Source organism: Bradyrhizobium icense, from assembly GCF_001693385.1.
Classification (GTDB): Bacteria; Pseudomonadota; Alphaproteobacteria; order Rhizobiales; family Xanthobacteraceae; genus Bradyrhizobium; species Bradyrhizobium icense.
Genome location: NZ_CP016428.1, coordinates 6,251,730 through 6,267,904, shown reverse-complemented (window position 1 = coordinate 6,267,904; position 16,175 = coordinate 6,251,730). Strand labels below are relative to the sequence as shown.

Sequence of the window (16,175 nt, the reverse complement as noted above, 5' to 3'; positions counted from 1 at the left end):
GATTTCGCAGCGACAAACGAATAATCCATTGACATAGCTATAGTTTTTGCACTGCGGGAGGCTTGGCACGAAGCTTGAATAGCTTGTGCCGACGCCATTGAAGCCGTCCCTCGAGACCACTCATCCGAATTGTGACGCCGCCATTCCGGGGCCTCCCTGGAACGCGCCTTTCTGCGCCTGGCGCGGCGACCCAATCGGACGGCCCCGTTTCAACGCACCGACGCAAAGGACAACGACGCCCATGACGAAGCCTACCCATCCGACCTCGCGCCGCGGTTTCAGCCGCCGCCAGCTCCTCAAGGCCACCGGCGGTACGGCGGCATTGCTTGCCGCCGCCAAGCTGAATCTCCCGGCCGGCGCGTTAGCGCAAGGCGCGGGTCCGGAAGTGAAGAAGGCGATCCTCGGGTTCATTGCGCTGAGCGACGCCGGGCCGCTGTTCGTCGCCAAGGACAAGGGCTTCTTCGCCAAGCACGGCATGTCTGACGTCGAGGTCGCCAAGCAGGCCTCCTGGGGCACCACCCGCGACAATCTCGTGCTCGGCTCGGAAGGCAACGGCATCGACGGCGCGCATATCCTGACGCCGATGCCGTATCTGATCTCGGCCGGCAAGGTGACGCAGAACAACGTGCCGACGCCGATGTACATCCTGGCGCGCCTCAATCTCGACAGCCAGTGCATCTCCGTTTCGAACGAATATGCCGACCTCAAGCTCGGCGTCGACACCGCGCCGTTCAAGGTGGCGCTTGAGAAGAAGAAGGCCGCCGGCAAGTCGATCAAGGCCGCCATGACGTTCCCGGGCGGGACCCACGATCTCTGGCTCCGCTACTGGCTCGCTGCCGGCGGCATCGATCCCGACAAGGATATCGAAACCATCGTGGTGCCGCCGCCGCAAATGGTCGCGAACATGAAAGTCGGCACCATGGATTGCTTCTGCGTCGGCGAGCCGTGGAACCTGCAACTGATCAATCAGAAGATCGGCTACACCGCCGTTAACACCGGCGAAATCTGGGCCAAGCATCCCGAGAAATCATTGGGTATGCGCGCTGCCTGGGTCGATAAATATCCGAAAGCCGCCAAGGCGATCCTGATGGCAGTGATGGAGGCGCAGCAATGGGCCGACAAGGCGGAGAACAAGAAAGAGCTGGCCACCATCATGGGCAAGCGGCAATGGATGAATTGCCCGGTCGACGACGTCTACGACCGTTCGGCTGGCAAGTTCGACTACGGCATCCCCGGCAAGGTGGTCGAGAACTCGCCGCACATCATGAAGTACTGGCGCGACCACGCCTCCTATCCGTTCCAGAGCCACGATCTCTGGTTCCTCACCGAGGATATCCGTTGGGGCAAATATGACGCGGGCTTGGACACCAAGGCACTGATCGGCAAGGTCAACCGCGAGGATCTCTGGAAAGAGGCCGCCAAGACGCTCGGCGTTGCGGCGGCGGACATCCCGACCTCGACCTCGCGCGGCAAGGAAACCTTCTTCGACGGCAAGGTGTTCGATCCGGAAAATCCGGCTGCGTATCTGAAATCACTTTCGATCAAGCGTGTTGAGGTCTGATTCAAACCGGGCCGCGCGCAGCAGCGCGCGGCCCGCTCATTGAAACGCGGAGATAAAATTTCAATGTCGATGCATGCGATCAAAGCCGAAGCCACCGCTGTAGCCCTTCCTGCTGCCTCGCCGCCGACCTCTGCGGCGCCGGTGGTGACGATGACGCCGAAGCAGGCGCCTCGTGCGGAGAAATACGTCAAGATGGCGAAGGAGACCGCGGTGCGCGTCGTACCGCCGCTGGTCGTGCTCGCGCTCCTGTTGCTGTTCTGGGAACTGGTCTGCCGCCGCACCGGCTCGACCCTGCCGCCGCCGTCGCGCGTTTTCAGCGACACCAAGGAACTGATCTTCGATCCGTTCTTCGATAACGGCGGCATCGACAAGGGCCTGTTCTGGCATCTGTCGGCCAGCCTTCAGCGCGTCGCGTATGGTTACTCGATTGCCGCGATCGTCGGCATCGCGCTCGGCACGCTGGTCGGGCAATCGGTGTGGGCGATGCGCGGCCTCGATCCGCTGTTTCAGGTGCTGCGCACCATTCCGCCGCTTGCCTGGCTGCCGCTGTCGCTTGCCGCATTCCGTGACGGTCAGCCCTCGGCGATCTTCGTCATCTTCATCACCTCGGTATGGCCGATCATCATCAACACCGCGGTCGGCATCCGCAACATTCCGCAGGATTACCGCAACGTCGCAGCCGTCGTGCAGCTCAATCCGCTGGAGTTCTTCGCCAAGATCATGATCCCGGCGGCGGCGCCCTACATCTTCACGGGCCTTCGCATTGGCATCGGCCTGTCGTGGCTGGCGATCGTCGCGGCGGAGATGCTGATCGGCGGCGTCGGCATCGGCTTCTTCATCTGGGACGCCTGGAATTCCTCGCACATCAGCGAAATCATCCTGGCGCTGTTCTATGTCGGCATCATCGGCTTCGTGCTCGACCGCGTGATCGCGGGACTGGCGAAGATCGTGACCCGCGGCACCGCGCTGAACTGAAGGATCAAATCATGCAGGCCTATCTGAAGCTCGACCATATCGACAAGACCTTCACCCGCGGCAACGCCACGACCGAAGTGTTGAAGGACATCAGCCTGACCATCGAGAAGGGCGAATACGTCTCGATCATCGGCCATTCCGGCTGCGGCAAGTCCACGCTGCTCAACATCGTGGCCGGCCTCACCGGCGCCACCAATGGTGGCGTGCTCTTGGAGAACCGCGAGGTCAATTCGCCGGGCCCGGATCGCGCGGTGGTGTTCCAGAACCACAGCCTGCTGCCGTGGCTGACGGTGTACGAAAACGTCAAGCTTGGCGTCGACAAGGTGTTTTCATCGACCAAAACCCGTGCCGAGCGCGACGCCTGGGTGATGCACAATCTCAACCTGGTGCAGATGGCGCATGCCAAGGACAAGCGCCCGTCGGAAATTTCCGGCGGCATGAAGCAGCGCGTCGGCATTGCACGGGCACTGGCGATGGAACCGAAGGTGCTTTTGCTCGACGAGCCGTTCGGCGCGCTCGACGCGCTGACCCGTGCGCATCTGCAGGACTCGGTGATGGCGCTGCACCAGAAGCTCGGCAACACCATCCTGATGATCACGCACGACGTCGACGAGGCCGTGCTGCTGTCGGACCGCATCGTGATGATGACCAACGGTCCGAGCGCGCGGATCGGCGAGGTGCTGGAGGTGCCGCTGGCGCGGCCGCGCAAGCGGCTCGAGCTCGCGACCAACCCCGGCTACCTCAAGTGCCGGCAGCGCGTGCTCGAATTCCTCTACGAGCGGCATCGCTTCGTCGAGGCGGCCTAGGTCCACACGAAAGTGGCGAGGGTAAGGACGTGCCATGAGCGAACCGCTTGTCATCGTCGGCAACGGCATGGCCGCTGCCCGCCTGGTCGATGAACTCGCCAAGGTGGCCCTGGGCCGCTACGCCATCGCCGTGATCGGCGACGAGCCGCGGCTCGCCTATAATCGCGTGCTGTTGTCATCGGTGCTGGCCGGCGAAACCACCTCAGAGGATATCGAGCTGCGGCCGGCGTCCTGGTGGCGCGACCGCGGCGTCACCCTGAAATATGGCTGCGTGGCGACCGAGATTGATGTCGGCCGCCGCGAACTCAAGATCGAGAACGACGAGAGCATTCCGTTTTCGAAACTGGTGCTGACCACAGGCTCGTCGCCGCTGCGGCTGAATGTACCCGGCGCCGATCTCCCCGGCATCCACACGTTTCGCGACAGCCGTGACGTCGATCTGCTGCTGACGCTGGCCGCGCAGAAAAAGCGCGTGGTGGTGGTCGGCGGCGGACTATTGGGCCTCGAAGCGGCTTATGGCCTCGCCAAGGGCGGCGCGCCGGTGACGCTTGTGCATCTGATGGACCGCCTGATGGAGCGTCAGCTCGATGCGCCTGCGGCGGCGCTGTTAAAATCCCTCGTAGAGCGCAAGGGCATCGAGATCCTCCTCAACGCCAATACCGCACGCATCCACGGCGCCACGCGCGTCGAGGGCGTCGAACTGGCGGATGGACGTCGGATCGATGCCGACGCCGTGATCTTTGCCGCAGGCATTCGTCCGAACATCGCGCTGGCGAAGGAAGCCGGCATCGCCGTCAACCGCGGCATCGTGGTCGACGATCACCTGCAGACCGGCGCGGCCGACATATTCGCGATCGGTGAATGCGCCGAGCATCGTGGGGTCTGCTACGGCCTGGTCGAGCCGGCCTATGAGCAGGCGAGGGTGCTGGCGCGGCATCTCGCGGGGCGTGAAGCGTCGTACAGCGGAAGCATCGTTGCGACCAATCTGAAAGTCTCGGGCGTCAGCGTGTTCTCCGGCGGCGATTTCATGGGGGCCGACGGCAGCGAGGCGATCGTGCTCTCCGACGTCAACCACGGCACCTACAAGAAGCTGGTGATCGCGGATGGGCGGTTGACCGGCGCGGTGCTGATCGGCGATGTCGCCGACGCGCTCTGGTACCTCGAATTGATCCGCACGCGTCAGCCAACGGCCCGAATTCGCGCCGACATGATGTTCGGCCGCTCGCTCGCGATCCGCTCGGAAGCTGCATGATCCGGTTGCCTGCATGACCGTCGTCGATCCCGATCTCCGCGCTGTCAGATCCACCTGCGCCTATTGCGGCGTCGGCTGCGGCATTCTGGCGACGCCGGACGGGCGGGGCGGGGCGGCGATCTCGGGCGACCCAGATCATCCCGCCAATTTCGGCCGGCTGTGCTCGAAGGGTTCGGCGCTTGGCGAGACGCTCGGGCTAACGAACCGGCTGCTCTATCCGATGATCCGCTGCGGCAAAGGAACCATGGAGCGGGTCGCCTGGGGCGACGCGCTCGACCATGTTGCCCACAGGTTTCAGCACATCATCGCGCGCGACGGACCGGGCGCGGTCGCGTTCTATCTCTCCGGCCAGTTGCTGACCGAGGACTACTACGTCGCGAACAAGTTGATGAAGGGCTTTATCGGCAGCGCCAATGTCGACACCAATTCGCGCCTGTGCATGGCCTCATCGGTCGCCGGCCACCGCCGTGCGTTCGGCGCCGATACCGTGCCCGGATGCTACGAGGACCTCGACGAGGCCGACCTTTTGGTGCTGGTCGGCTCCAACGCGGCCTGGTGCCACCCGGTGCTGTACCAGCGCATGCTCGCCAACAAGCAGAAGCGCGGCGCGCGCATCGTCGTGATCGACCCGCGCTGCACCGATACCGTTGGCGACGACGATCTATTCCTGGGACTGAAGCCGGGCACGGATACGGCGCTGTTCAGTGGCTTGCTGGTTTACCTCGCGGACAATGGCGTGCTCGACCGCGACTACATCGAACTCCACACCACCGGCTTCGACGACGCCATCGCCCGCGCGCGCAACATCGCAGGCAGCGCCGGCGCGACGGCGCTGGCGACTGGCCTGTCCGAGCAGGACGTCGCAACGTTCTTCCAGATGTTTGCCAATACGCCGCGCGTCGCGACGCTCTATTCGCAGGGCGTCAACCAGTCGGCGCAGGGCACCGACAAGGTCAACGCCATCCTCAATTGCCACCTCGCGACCGGGCGGATCGGCCTGCCAGGCGCGTCGCCGTTCTCGCTGACCGGGCAGCCCAATGCGATGGGCGGACGCGAGGTGGGCGGGCTCGCCAACCAGCTCGCCGCCCATATGGGCTTCACGCCGCCCGATATCGATCGCGTGCGCCGATTCTGGAAGGCGCCGCGCATCGCTACCCATGAGGGTTTGAAGGCGGTAAAGATGTTCGAGGCCATAGCGCGCGGCGAAATCAAGGCGTTGTGGGTGATGGGCACCAATCCGGCGGTGTCGCTGCCGAACGCCGACGGTGTTCGCGAGGCCCTGAAGAAGCTCGAACTGTTTGTCATTTCCGAGAACGTGATCTCCAACGACACGGTGGACGCCGGTGCGCATGTGCTGTTGCCAGCGCAGGCCTGGGGCGAGAAATCCGGCACGGTGACCAACTCGGAGCGGCGTATCTCGCGGCAGCGCGCGTTTCTTCCCTCGCCGGGAGAGGCCAAGCCCGATTGGTGGATCATGGGTGAAGTCGCCAGGCGCCTCGGCTTCGGCGCGGCCTTCGGATTCACCTCGGCGGCGGATATTTTTCGCGAGCACGCCGCGCTCTCGGCCTTCGAGAACGAGGGTGCCCGCGATTTCGATATCGGCGCGCTGCAGTCGCTGTCGGACAGCGATTTCGACGCGATGGCGCCGGTGCAATGGCCGGTCCGGCAGGGCGCCGAGCCGCAGGCGCGTTTCTTCGCCGAAGGCGGTTTCTTCGCCAATGATTTCAAGGCCCGTTTCGTCGCGCCTGAAATCCCGGCGCTGCGGACCGAGACTACCGCCGCGCGGCCGTTGCGGCTGAACACCGGGCGCATCCGCGATCAGTGGCACACCATGACCCGCACGGGCGAGAGCCCGAGGCTCGGCCAGCATCTGCCGGAGCCGTTCGTCGAGGTCCATCCCGATGATGCCGCAAGATACGGAGTCGCCGACGGCGACTTCGCGCGGGTGATAACCGACTACGGCCAATGCACGCTTCGCGTCATCGTCAGCGAACGCCAGCAGCGCGGCATGCTGTTCGCGCCGATCCACTGGAGCGAGGCCAACGCGACCGCCGCGCGCATCGGATCGCTGGTGGCACCCATCACCGATCCGTTCTCGGGCCAGCCCGAGAACAAGGCGACGCGGCCTCGATCGTGCCTCACGAATACGTCTTCCGCGGCTTTGCGTTGTCGCGCAAGCCGCTCGAACTGCCCGCGCATGCCTGGGCGGCGCGCGTCGCGGTTGTTGGCGGCCACGGCTACCTGTTCGCCGACAATGCCGATATCGCGGGTTGGCAGTCCTGGCTGAAATCTTTCGTTCGCGACGATCTCGCCGAATACAAGGACTTTGGCGGCGGCGTCTACCGCGCCGCATCTTTTGACGGCGACCGTATCGACACCTGCCTGTTCATTGGCCCGGCGCGCGACGCCGGCGACTGGAACGTGGTCAAGGACCTGTTTGCTGCGGATACGCTGGACCGTGACCAGCGCCGCATGCTGCTGTCAGGCAAATCGACCGATGGCCTCGCCAATGCCGGCCCGATCGTCTGCGCCTGCTTTGGCGTCGGCCGCAACACGATTTGCGAGTCTATCGCGGCCGGCGCGCGTTCGGCGGCCGATATCGGCGCGAAGCTCAAGGCCGGCACCAATTGCGGCTCCTGCCTTCCGGAGTTGAAGCGGCTGGTTGCGCAGACGGGGACGGATGCCGAGCGGAAGTTGGCCGTGAGCGTCAACTGAGCGTTCGTCGTCTTGAATACTGGATCGCCCGGTCAGGCCGGACGACGACAGGAGGAGAGGCTTAAGCCGCCTCAACCTTTCCTATGCTTCGCATTCACCGCAATCGCCGCCGCCGCGGTGCGGTTCTCGACGCCGAGCTTGGAGTAGATCTGCTCCAGGTGCTTGTCGACGGTGCGCGGGGAGAGGCCGAGGATCTGCGCGATGTCGCGGTTGGTCTTGCCCTTCGACAGCCATGACAGCACTTCGCCTTCGCGCGTTGTCAGCCCCAACTCGCTGGAGAACTCCACTGGCGTCTCGGCGCCGGAATCCTTTGCCAGCCGTAGCAGGAATTCGTTCGCGCCGAGCTTCCCCATATATTGCAGCCGGAGTAGCTCGTTGCCGTGACGCGTCGGCATGGCTGCGGCCTTCGCCCCGGCTTTGCCCTTGCGCGCCTCATCGAGCCATTGCGGAATCGGCTCGGGCAGCACGAGGTCATCGTCGCCGTCGGCGGCGAGCGAGTCGGAGAGCAGCTTCTGCGCCTGCGGTGTTGCCCACATGATCTTGCCCGCGCCGTTCACCGCGAGCAGATAGCGGCCGGAGACGTCGAGCGCGGCGCGCGCGCTCTGGGTCAGGCGGGCATTTGCGAGGTGAACGCGGATGCGCGCCAGCATCTCCTCGACCGCAATCGGTTTTGTCACGTAGTCGACGCCGCCGGCCTCCAGCCCACGCACGATGTGCTCGGTTTCGGCCAGGCCCGTCATGAAGATGATCGGCACGTGATCGAGGCCGGCGTCGCGCTTCAGCCGCCGGCAGGTCTCGAACCCATCCATCCCCGGCATCACAGCGTCGAGCAGCACGATGTCAGGCGTGATCTGGTCGACGATCCGCATCGCGGAAGCACCGTCGAGCGCGACCATGACGGTCATGCCTGCGCCGTCGAGCGCGTCGGTCAATAGCCGCAGCGTCTCCGGCGAATCATCGACGACGAGGGCGACGTCGCGTTTTTTTGGTTCAATGATCATAGCTGTGCAGGGCTTTCAGCGTCGCCATGTACTGATCGAGATCGAAGCGGTCGATCAATGCGCGCATTTGCGACACGAAGTCGGCATGTTCGGGATAGTCGTTTCCGATCTCGTCGAGCTTGACCTGGATCGCGCGGACGTAACCCAGTTGTCCGAGCCCGATCAGTTCCTCGACATGTTTCACTGGCGGCCGCGAGCCGGTCTCCGGCCGCCAATGCGGGGCGGGGACGGAGTCGGCCTCATGCTGCCATTCGAGCTTCAGCAATTGCCGGATGGTTTCGAGCAGCTTGGGAATATCGATCGGCTTCATCAGGTAGCCGTCGTGGAACGGCTGCGCCAGCGGCGCACCATGCGCTTCCAGCGCGCTCGCCGACACCATCAGGATGCGCGCCTGGTGATGGCCGCTGGCGCGCAGCGTCTCCGCCACCGTCCATCCGTCCATCCCGGCCATCGAGATGTCCAATAGAAACAGATCAGGCCGGCAATGCTGCGCCAACGCGAGGCAGCCGGGTCCATCGGGCGCGCTGAGCAAAATAAAGCCGAGCGGCGTCAACACCTCGCGCAGGAGATCGCGGTGGGTCGGATCGTCGTCGGTGATCAGGATCGTCTTGCGCGGTCCGTGATAGCCGAAGATCGGCGCCTCCACCGGCGCGATCCGCGTCGGGTTGGTTACCTCCGACAGCAGGATTTTCACCTGGAACGTGCTGCCGCTACCGACCTCGCTGGTTACCCTGATGTCGCCGCCCATCACGCCGGCGAGGAGCCGGCTGATGGTCAATCCAAGCCCGGTGCCGGTCTGCGGTTGCGACACGCCGAGCGCGCCGCGTTCGAACGGCGCAAAAATGCGTTCGAGATCGTCGGGCTGGATGCCGGGGCCGGTATCGATGATCTCGAACTCCGCAACGGGACTGCGGTAATGCACGACGAATTGCACGCTGCCGGCCTGGGTGAACTTCAGCGCATTCGACAACAGGTTGATCAGAACCTGCCGCAGCCGCTTCTCATCGGCATAGACGACGAGCGGCAGCACCGAAGGCCGCTTGAAGATGAAATCGATGCCCTTGCCGGCGGCCTGAACGCGAAACATGCCGACGAGCTGATCGAGAAATTCGCTCAGGCGGACCTCGTCGCGCGACAGGTAAAGCCGGCCGGCCTCGATCTTGGAGATGTCCAGAATGCCGTCGATCAGCCCTGACAGATGATCGGCGCTGCGGCGGACCACGCGCACCTGGTCGCGCGGCTTGGTGGCGAGGCTTACGTCCTGTTCCAGCAATTGCGCATAGCCCGAGATGGCATTGAGTGGCGAGCGCAGTTCATGGCTCAATCCCACCACGTAACGGCTCTTGGCGAGGTTGGCCGATTCCGCGACTTCCTTGGCGCGCTGCAATTCGGCATCGGTCCGCTTGTGCGCGTCGATTTCCTGGATCAGCAGCGCCGTCTGCCGCCGCGTCTCCGCTTCCGCCGCGCGGCGGCTCTGTTGCGCCAGCACGAAGAGCCATGCCACCACCCCGATGATGATGGTGAGCGCGAAGAACACCTTCCACAGCACGTCCGCCAGCGCAAAATCTCCGGCGGGAATCGTTGCCGAGGTCTGCAGGTAGATCAGTCCGAGCGTGAGCCCGACAAGGCCGGCGGAAACCGCGAACACGCCGAGATAGTGCCCGAACTGCGAATTGATCCGCGTGTAGATCGCCTCCGGCAACAGTTTCCCGAGCATGTCCGAGACCTGCGCGCCAGCGCGCGCATGCGGCTTGCAGAGATCATGGCAACGCGCATCGAGCGAACAGCATAGCGAACAGATCGGGCCCGCATAGGCCGGGCAGGAGGCCATGTCCTCCGGCTCGAACGAATGCTCGCAGATACAGCACTGGATCGACTCCAGATTCTGCCAGCTCCGCTTCGGCTTGCGTGCGATGTAGTATTTGCCGTCGGTCGCCCAGGCGATCAGCGGCGCGGCGACGAAGGCAACCGCGAGCGCCACGAACGCCGAAAGCGCCTTCGCCGTCGGTCCGAACAGGCCGTAGAACGCCGAGATCGAGACGATGGTCGCGATCATCATCGCGCCGACGCCGACAGGGTTGATGTCGCAGAGATGCGCGCGCTTGAACTCGATGTGTTGCGGCCGCAGGCCGAGCGGCTTGTTGACGACGAGATCGGCAACCAGCGCGCCGACCCAGGCGATCGCCACGTTGGAGTAAAGCGCCAGCGTCTGCTCCAGTGCCTTGTAGACGCCGATCTCCATCAACAGCAGCGCCACCAGGACGTTGAAGACGAGCCATACCACGCGTCCGGGATGGCTGTGGGTCAGCCGCGAGAAGAAGTTCGACCAGGCGATCGAGCCGGCGTAGGCGTTGGTGACGTTGATCTTGATCTGCGAAAGAATGACGAAAGTGCCGGTCAGCGCGAGCGCCATGTCCGGCTGCGACAGCACATAACGGAACGCTTCGAGATACATATGCGCGGGCTCGGCGGCCTGCTCGCTGGAGACGCCATGGCTCAGCGCGAAGTAGGCGAGAAACGAGCCAAGCAGCAACTTGAGCGCGCCGAAAATGATCCAGCCGGGGCCGGCGCTGAGCAGCGCTATCCACCACGAGGTCCGCGAGGTCCGGCGATCGCGCGGCAGAAACCGCAGGAAGTCGACCTGCTCGCCGATCTGCGCAACCAGCGAAAACACGACGGACGCGGCGGTGCCGAACAGCAGCAGATCGAGATGGCCGCCAGCGCCGCCATGCTCGCCCGCGAATTTGCGCCACTCCGTGAACGACTGCGGATTGGCGTAGGCGATCGCCACGAAGGGCAGAATGTGAAGCACAATCCAGATCGGCTGCGTCCACAATTGAAAACGGCTGATCAGGGTGATGCCATAGGTCACCAAGGGGATGATGACGACGGCGCTGATGAGATAGCCGATCGGGCGCGGGATGCCGAAGCACATCTCGAGCGCCGCGGCCATGATAACGGCCTCGATCGCGAAGAAGATGAAGGTGAAGGAGGCGTAGATCAGCGAGGTGATGGTGGAGCCGATATAGCCGAAGCCGGCGCCGCGGGTCAGCAGATCGATATCGATGCCGCATTTGGCGGCATGATAGGCAATCGGCAGGCCACACAAGAAGATGATGACGCTGACGACAAGAATGGCTGATGTGGCGTTGGCCGCGCCGTAATTAAGCGTAATGGTGCCGCCGATCGCTTCCAGGGCCAGAAAAGAGATCGCGCCGAGCGCAGTATTGGCAACGCGGGCGGCAGACCACCGCCGCGCGCTCTTGGCGGTGAAGCGCAGCGCGTAGTCTTCCAGCGTCTGGTTGGCAACCCATTGGTTATATTGGCGCCTGACGCGGTCTATCCGCTGCCGCCCTGCCACTTGCTGCTCCTGCCCAGTTCGACTGACCCGCTTGGCCCAGCAAACTCCGTACCAAAATCTACGTCGCTATTTTGCGGTGCAATATACGCAATCCCACGTATCTGTGCGGTGCACAATTCTGGGCAATCCTCGCCTGACCAATAAGCGTTCTCGAAACAAAAATGGAGTGCTCATGTCAGACGAACCAAACAAGGGCCTGCAGTCTCCGCTTCGCCGCAAACTGCTGATGGGCGCGGCGGCGCTGCCGCTCGTGTCGATCCTTCCTCGGCCCTCATTCGGGGCCGGTCCCGCAACCGCCACCGTCAACACCACGGGGCTCGCGGTTACCGATACGGAGGTCACTGTCGGCATTCTGCACTCGGCCACCGGCACGATGGCGATCTCGGAGACCGGCTCGATCCAGGCCGAAAAGCTCGCGATCGAACAGATCAATGCCGCCGGCGGCGTGCTCGGGCGCAAGATCAAGTTCATTCAGGAAGACGGCGCCAGCGATTGGCCGACCTTTGCGGAAAAGGCCAAGAAGCTGCTCGTCAACGACAAGGTCGCGGCGATCATGGGCTGCTGGACCTCGGCCTCGCGTAAGGCAGTGCTGCCGGTCATGGAGCAGTACAACGGCATGCTCTATTATCCGACCTTCTACGAAGGTCTCGAGCAGTCCAAGAACGTCATCTATACCGGCCAGGAAGCAACCCAGCAGATCCTCGCCGGCCTGAACTGGATCGCCAAGGAGAAGGGCGCCAAATCGTTCTTCTTCATCGGCTCCGACTACATCTGGCCGCGCACCTCGAACAAGATCGCGCGCAAGCACGTCGAGAACGTCTTGAAGGGCAAGGTCGTCGGCGAGGAATATTACGCGCTCGGCAGCACCCAGTTCAATTCGGTGATCAACAAGATCAAGCTGACCAAGCCCGACGTCATCTTCACCGACGTGGTCGGCGGCTCCAACGTCGCCTTCTACAAGCAGCTCAAGGCGGCCGGCGTCGATCTGTCGAAGCAGGCGTTGCTCACGATCTCGGTGACCGAGGACGAAATCGACGGCATCGGCGGCGAGAACATCGCGGGCGCCTATGCCTGTATGAAATACTTCCAGTCGCTCGACAATGCCAACAACAAGACGTTCGTTCCCGCCTTCAAGAAGATGTGGGGCGAGAAGACCGTGATCGGCGACGTGACGCAGGCAGCCTATCTCGGCCCGTGGCTGTGGAAGTTGACCGTCGAGAAGGCCGGAAGTTTCGACGTCGACAAGATCGCGGTCGCCTCGACCGGCGTCGAATTCAAGGGCGCGCCCGAAGGTTACGTGCGCATCCACGAAAACCATCACCTCTGGTCGAAAACCCGGGTCGGGCGCGCCAAGCTCGATGGTCAGTTCGAGTTGATCTTCGAGACCGCTGACCTGATCGAGCCCGATCCGTTCCCGAAGGGCTACCAGTAAGCGGGGCGGACTTCCGCAACCTTTCCCGAGCAACAGCTCCCTGGCGTGGACCGTCAATCCGCGCTTGACGACCCCGCGTCGCGAATTCTCTCGCGGCGCGGGACCCTTCATCCCACGGAGATATCAGATGTTCGGCGACTACTCGATTGGCGATCTGGGCTCCATCTTCGTCATGCAGGGTTTTGCGGGCCTGATCCTGTTCTCCGTTTACGTACTGATGGCGCTCGGGCTTGCGATCATCTTCGGCCAGATGGGCGTCATCAACATGGCGCATGGCGAGTTCATGATCCTGGGCGCCTACGTCACCTGGATGACCTCGAATGTTTTCCAGTCCTATCTGCCAGGCCTGTTCAGCGGTTATTTCTTCCTCGCGATGATTCTGGCCTTCTTCGCCTCCGGCGCGCTCGGGATGCTGGTGGAGTGGGCGCTGATCCGCCATCTCTACAAGCGCCCGCTCGACACGCTGCTCGCCACCTGGGGTCTCAGCCTCATTCTCCAGCAGACCTATCGTTCGGTATTCGGCGCCCGCGAAGTCGGCGTCGAACTGCCGCAATGGATGCTGGGCTCGCTCAAGGTCACTGACAGCATCGAGGTCCCGATCAACGGCGTTTTCGTGATGTGTCTGACCGTGCTGATCACCGTTATGGTCGCCTATGTCCTGTACAAGTCGCGCTGGGGCCGCCAGGTCCGCGCCGTCGTTCAGAACCGTATCATGGCCGGCGCCGTCGGCATCAATACCGAGAAGGTCGACCGCTACACCTTCGGACTCGGCTGCGGCATCGCCGGCGTCGCCGGAAGCGCGTTCACCATGATCGGCTCGACCGGACCGACGTCGGGCCAGCTCTACATCGTCGACACCTTCCTCGTGGTCGTATTCGGTGGCGCGGCGAGCCTGCTCGGCACGATCGCATCGGCGTTCTCGATCTCCCAGACGCAATCGACGCTCGAATTCTTCATGTCGGGGTCGATGGCCAAGGTGCTCACGCTGCTCGCCGTCGTCGGAATTCTGATGCTGCGGCCGCAGGGCCTGTTCGCCCTCAAGGTCCGCAAATAACGAAAGCAGGCACGGTCATGATCATCACCTCACGCTTCTTCAATCGATCCGAGCTCATCGGCTTCATTGCGCTGGCCGCCATCCTGTTCGTGATCCTGCCGCTGTCGTTGGATGTGTTCCGCCTCAACCTAGTCGCGAAATATCTGACCTACGCCTTTGTCGCGATCGGCCTCGTGCTGTGCTGGGGATATGGCGGCATCCTGAGCCTGGGGCAGGGCGTGTTCTTCGGCCTCGGCGGCTACTGTATGGCGATGTTCCTCAAGCTGGAAGCCTCCAGCGTCGAGAACACCAAGATCCAGTCCACGCCCGGCATTCCGGATTTCATGGATTGGAATCAGATCACCTCGCTGCCGCTATTCTGGCAGCCGTTCCACAGTCTCACCTTTACCATCGCCGCAATTATCCTGGTGCCCGGCCTGTTCGCGCTGATCATCGGCACGGCGATGTTCAAGCGCCGCGTTGGCGGTACCTATTTCGCGATCATCACCCAGGCCGTCGCTGCCATCCTGACCATCCTGATCGTGGGACAGCAGGGCTACACCGGCGGCATCAACGGAATGACCGACCTGCGCACCCTCAAGGGTTGGGACATCCGGCCGGACCATGCCAAGATCGTCCTGTACTTCGTTGAGGTGGTGTTGCTGTTCGCCTGCATCGGCATCGCGCAGTTCATACGCCTGACCAAGCTCGGCCGCATACTGGTGGCGATGCGCGAACAGGAAGACCGCGTCCGCTTCTCCGGTTACAGCGTCGCCAACTTCAAGATCTTCGCCTTCTGCATGGCTGCGATCTTCGCCGCGATCGGTGGCGCCATGTTCGCGCTCAATGTCGGCTTCATGTCGCCGTCCTTTGTCGGCATTGTGCCGTCGATCGAGATGGTGATCTACACCGCGGTCGGCGGACGGATGTCGATCTTCGGCGCCGTGTGGGGCTCGCTGCTGGTCAATTTCGCCAAGACCGGCCTTTCGGAATCTTTCCCGCAGCTCTGGCTGTTTGGCCTCGGCGCGCTGTTCATCGCGGTCGTGCTGGCGTTCCCGAACGGCCTCTCTGGAATCTGGGCTGATTACGTTCAGCCGCGCATCGACCGGCTGCTGGCATCGCGCAAATCAAAGTCGGGTGGGTGGGCCGACAATTCCGTCGCCGACGGCGCGCCGGCGGAGTGAGGAAACCATCATGCTGATCGGTCATCTCGGTCGCCGATGCCCCACTGGCGGAATGAGGAAATAGATCATGCTCATCGGTCACCAGCCCAAACCCTTCCTGCTCGCAGTCGAGGCGCTCACGGTGTCATTCGACGGATTCAAGGCCGTGAACAATCTCTCCTTCTATGTCGAGGAGAACGAGATCCGCGTCATCATCGGTCCCAACGGCGCTGGCAAGACCACGGTGCTGGACCTGATCTGCGGAAAGACCAAGGCGACCTCAGGCTCGATCCAGTTTCGCGGCAAGGAGCTGACGAAGCTGAAGGAGAACCAGATCGTGCAGACCGGCGTCGGGCGCAAGTTCCAGACGCCGTCGGTGTTCGAAGACCTGACCGTGTTCGAGAACCTGGAGATTTCCTATCCGCGCGGCCGCACCGTGTTCGGATCGCTCGCCTTCCAGCGCGATGATGCCGTGAAGCAGCGCGTCGAGGAGGTCGCCGAGATGATCTTCCTGAAGGATCGTCTCGATACCTATGCCGACCAGCTCAGCCACGGCCAGAAGCAATGGCTCGAGATCGGCATGCTGCTGATCCAGGATCCGGAACTGCTGATGCTCGACGAGCCCGTCGCCGGCATGAGCGTCAGCGAGCGCGCGAAGACTGCCGAACTCCTGAACCGCATCATCAAGGACCGCTCGGTGCTGGTGATCGAGCACGACATGAAATTCGTCGAGGACATCGCCCACAAGGTCACGGTGCTGCACCAGGGCCAGATCCTGTCGGAAGGGACGATGGAGAAGGTCAAGAACGATCCGAAGGTGATCGAGGTCTATCTGGGGCACTAGCGCATGATCCCGGAAAGTGGCGTCCGGTTTCC

The 16,175-nt window shown here is 63.1% G+C and carries 10 protein-coding genes and 1 pseudogene; 9 read left to right on the top strand and 2 right to left on the bottom strand.

Features of this window, described 5'->3' with window-relative positions:
• Window positions 1-241 precede the first annotated feature (241 nt).
• From LMTR13_RS29180 to LMTR13_RS29160, 5 genes and pseudogenes are all read left to right on the top strand, one after another.
• Window positions 242-1,561, top strand: a complete 1,320-nt coding sequence (locus tag LMTR13_RS29180) for a CmpA/NrtA family ABC transporter substrate-binding protein (protein WP_065730785.1) — start codon at window positions 242-244, stop codon at window positions 1,559-1,561.
• Window positions 1,562-1,624: 63 nt separating this feature from the next.
• Complete coding sequence (gene ntrB, locus LMTR13_RS29175; protein ID WP_065730784.1) at window positions 1,625-2,536, top strand: nitrate ABC transporter permease; 912 nt, start codon at window positions 1,625-1,627, stop codon at window positions 2,534-2,536.
• A gap of 11 nt (window positions 2,537-2,547) precedes the next feature.
• Window positions 2,548-3,342 carry an ABC transporter ATP-binding protein gene (locus LMTR13_RS29170; RefSeq protein ID WP_065730783.1) on the top strand — a complete coding sequence of 265 codons (795 nt, stop codon included), beginning with the start codon at window positions 2,548-2,550 and terminating at the stop codon, window positions 3,340-3,342.
• A gap of 34 nt (window positions 3,343-3,376) precedes the next feature.
• Window positions 3,377-4,594, top strand: coding sequence for an NAD(P)/FAD-dependent oxidoreductase (locus LMTR13_RS29165; protein WP_065730782.1), 1,218 nt, complete (start codon window positions 3,377-3,379; stop codon window positions 4,592-4,594).
• 13 nt (window positions 4,595-4,607) lie between these two features.
• Window positions 4,608-7,309, top strand: a pseudogene (locus LMTR13_RS29160) (nitrate reductase).
• A gap of 71 nt (window positions 7,310-7,380) precedes the next feature.
• On the opposite strand, the gene LMTR13_RS29155 reads toward LMTR13_RS29160, so the two are convergent.
• Both LMTR13_RS29155 and LMTR13_RS29150 read right to left on the bottom strand, forming a co-directional pair.
• Window positions 7,381-8,310 carry a response regulator transcription factor gene (locus LMTR13_RS29155; protein WP_065730781.1) on the bottom strand — a complete coding sequence of 310 codons (930 nt, stop codon included), beginning with the start codon at window positions 8,308-8,310 and terminating at the stop codon, window positions 7,381-7,383.
• Window positions 8,300-11,671: a hybrid sensor histidine kinase/response regulator gene (locus LMTR13_RS29150; RefSeq protein WP_065730780.1), complete on the bottom strand. Its 3,372-nt coding sequence runs from the start codon at window positions 11,669-11,671 to the stop codon at window positions 8,300-8,302. The genes LMTR13_RS29155 and LMTR13_RS29150 overlap by 11 nt, the downstream gene beginning before the upstream one ends.
• A 172-nt stretch (window positions 11,672-11,843) precedes the next feature.
• Between LMTR13_RS29150 and urtA the strand changes: the two genes are divergently transcribed.
• The 4 genes from urtA to urtD all read left to right on the top strand — a co-directional run bounded on the left by urtA (window position 11,844) and on the right by urtD (window position 16,143).
• Window positions 11,844-13,103 (top strand): urea ABC transporter substrate-binding protein, encoded by a 1,260-nt coding sequence (gene urtA / locus LMTR13_RS29145; protein ID WP_065730779.1) that lies wholly within the window; start codon window positions 11,844-11,846, stop codon window positions 13,101-13,103.
• Between the two features lie 127 nt (window positions 13,104-13,230).
• On the top strand, window positions 13,231-14,157 hold the full coding sequence (gene urtB / locus LMTR13_RS29140; protein ID WP_065730778.1) for an urea ABC transporter permease subunit UrtB: 927 nt from the start codon (window positions 13,231-13,233) through the stop codon (window positions 14,155-14,157).
• Between the two features lie 17 nt (window positions 14,158-14,174).
• Window positions 14,175-15,320: an urea ABC transporter permease subunit UrtC gene (gene urtC / locus LMTR13_RS29135; RefSeq protein WP_065730777.1), complete on the top strand. Its 1,146-nt coding sequence runs from the start codon at window positions 14,175-14,177 to the stop codon at window positions 15,318-15,320.
• A 67-nt stretch (window positions 15,321-15,387) separates the two neighbouring features.
• The gene (gene urtD / locus LMTR13_RS29130; protein WP_065730776.1) at window positions 15,388-16,143 is read left to right on the top strand and encodes an urea ABC transporter ATP-binding protein UrtD; all 756 of its coding nucleotides are present in this window, start codon (window positions 15,388-15,390) and stop codon (window positions 16,141-16,143) included.
• Window positions 16,144-16,175 lie beyond the last annotated feature (32 nt).

What these genes read in the sequence shown, in the direction of transcription:
- ntrB (WP_065730784.1), top strand. Translation starts at nt 1,625, where the DNA reads ATGTCGATGCATGCGATCAAAGCCGAAGCCACCGCTGTAGCCCTTCCT.
- urtB (WP_065730778.1), top strand. Translation starts at nt 13,231, where the DNA reads ATGTTCGGCGACTACTCGATTGGCGATCTGGGCTCCATCTTCGTCATG.
- urtD (WP_065730776.1), top strand. Translation starts at nt 15,388, where the DNA reads ATGCTCATCGGTCACCAGCCCAAACCCTTCCTGCTCGCAGTCGAGGCG.
- LMTR13_RS29180 (WP_065730785.1), top strand. Translation starts at nt 242, where the DNA reads ATGACGAAGCCTACCCATCCGACCTCGCGCCGCGGTTTCAGCCGCCGC.
- LMTR13_RS29155 (WP_065730781.1), bottom strand. Translation starts at nt 8,310, where the DNA reads ATGATCATTGAACCAAAAAAACGCGACGTCGCCCTCGTCGTCGATGAT.
- LMTR13_RS29165 (WP_065730782.1), top strand. Translation starts at nt 3,377, where the DNA reads ATGAGCGAACCGCTTGTCATCGTCGGCAACGGCATGGCCGCTGCCCGC.
- urtA (WP_065730779.1), top strand. Translation starts at nt 11,844, where the DNA reads ATGTCAGACGAACCAAACAAGGGCCTGCAGTCTCCGCTTCGCCGCAAA.
- LMTR13_RS29170 (WP_065730783.1), top strand. Translation starts at nt 2,548, where the DNA reads ATGCAGGCCTATCTGAAGCTCGACCATATCGACAAGACCTTCACCCGC.
- urtC (WP_065730777.1), top strand. Translation starts at nt 14,175, where the DNA reads ATGATCATCACCTCACGCTTCTTCAATCGATCCGAGCTCATCGGCTTC.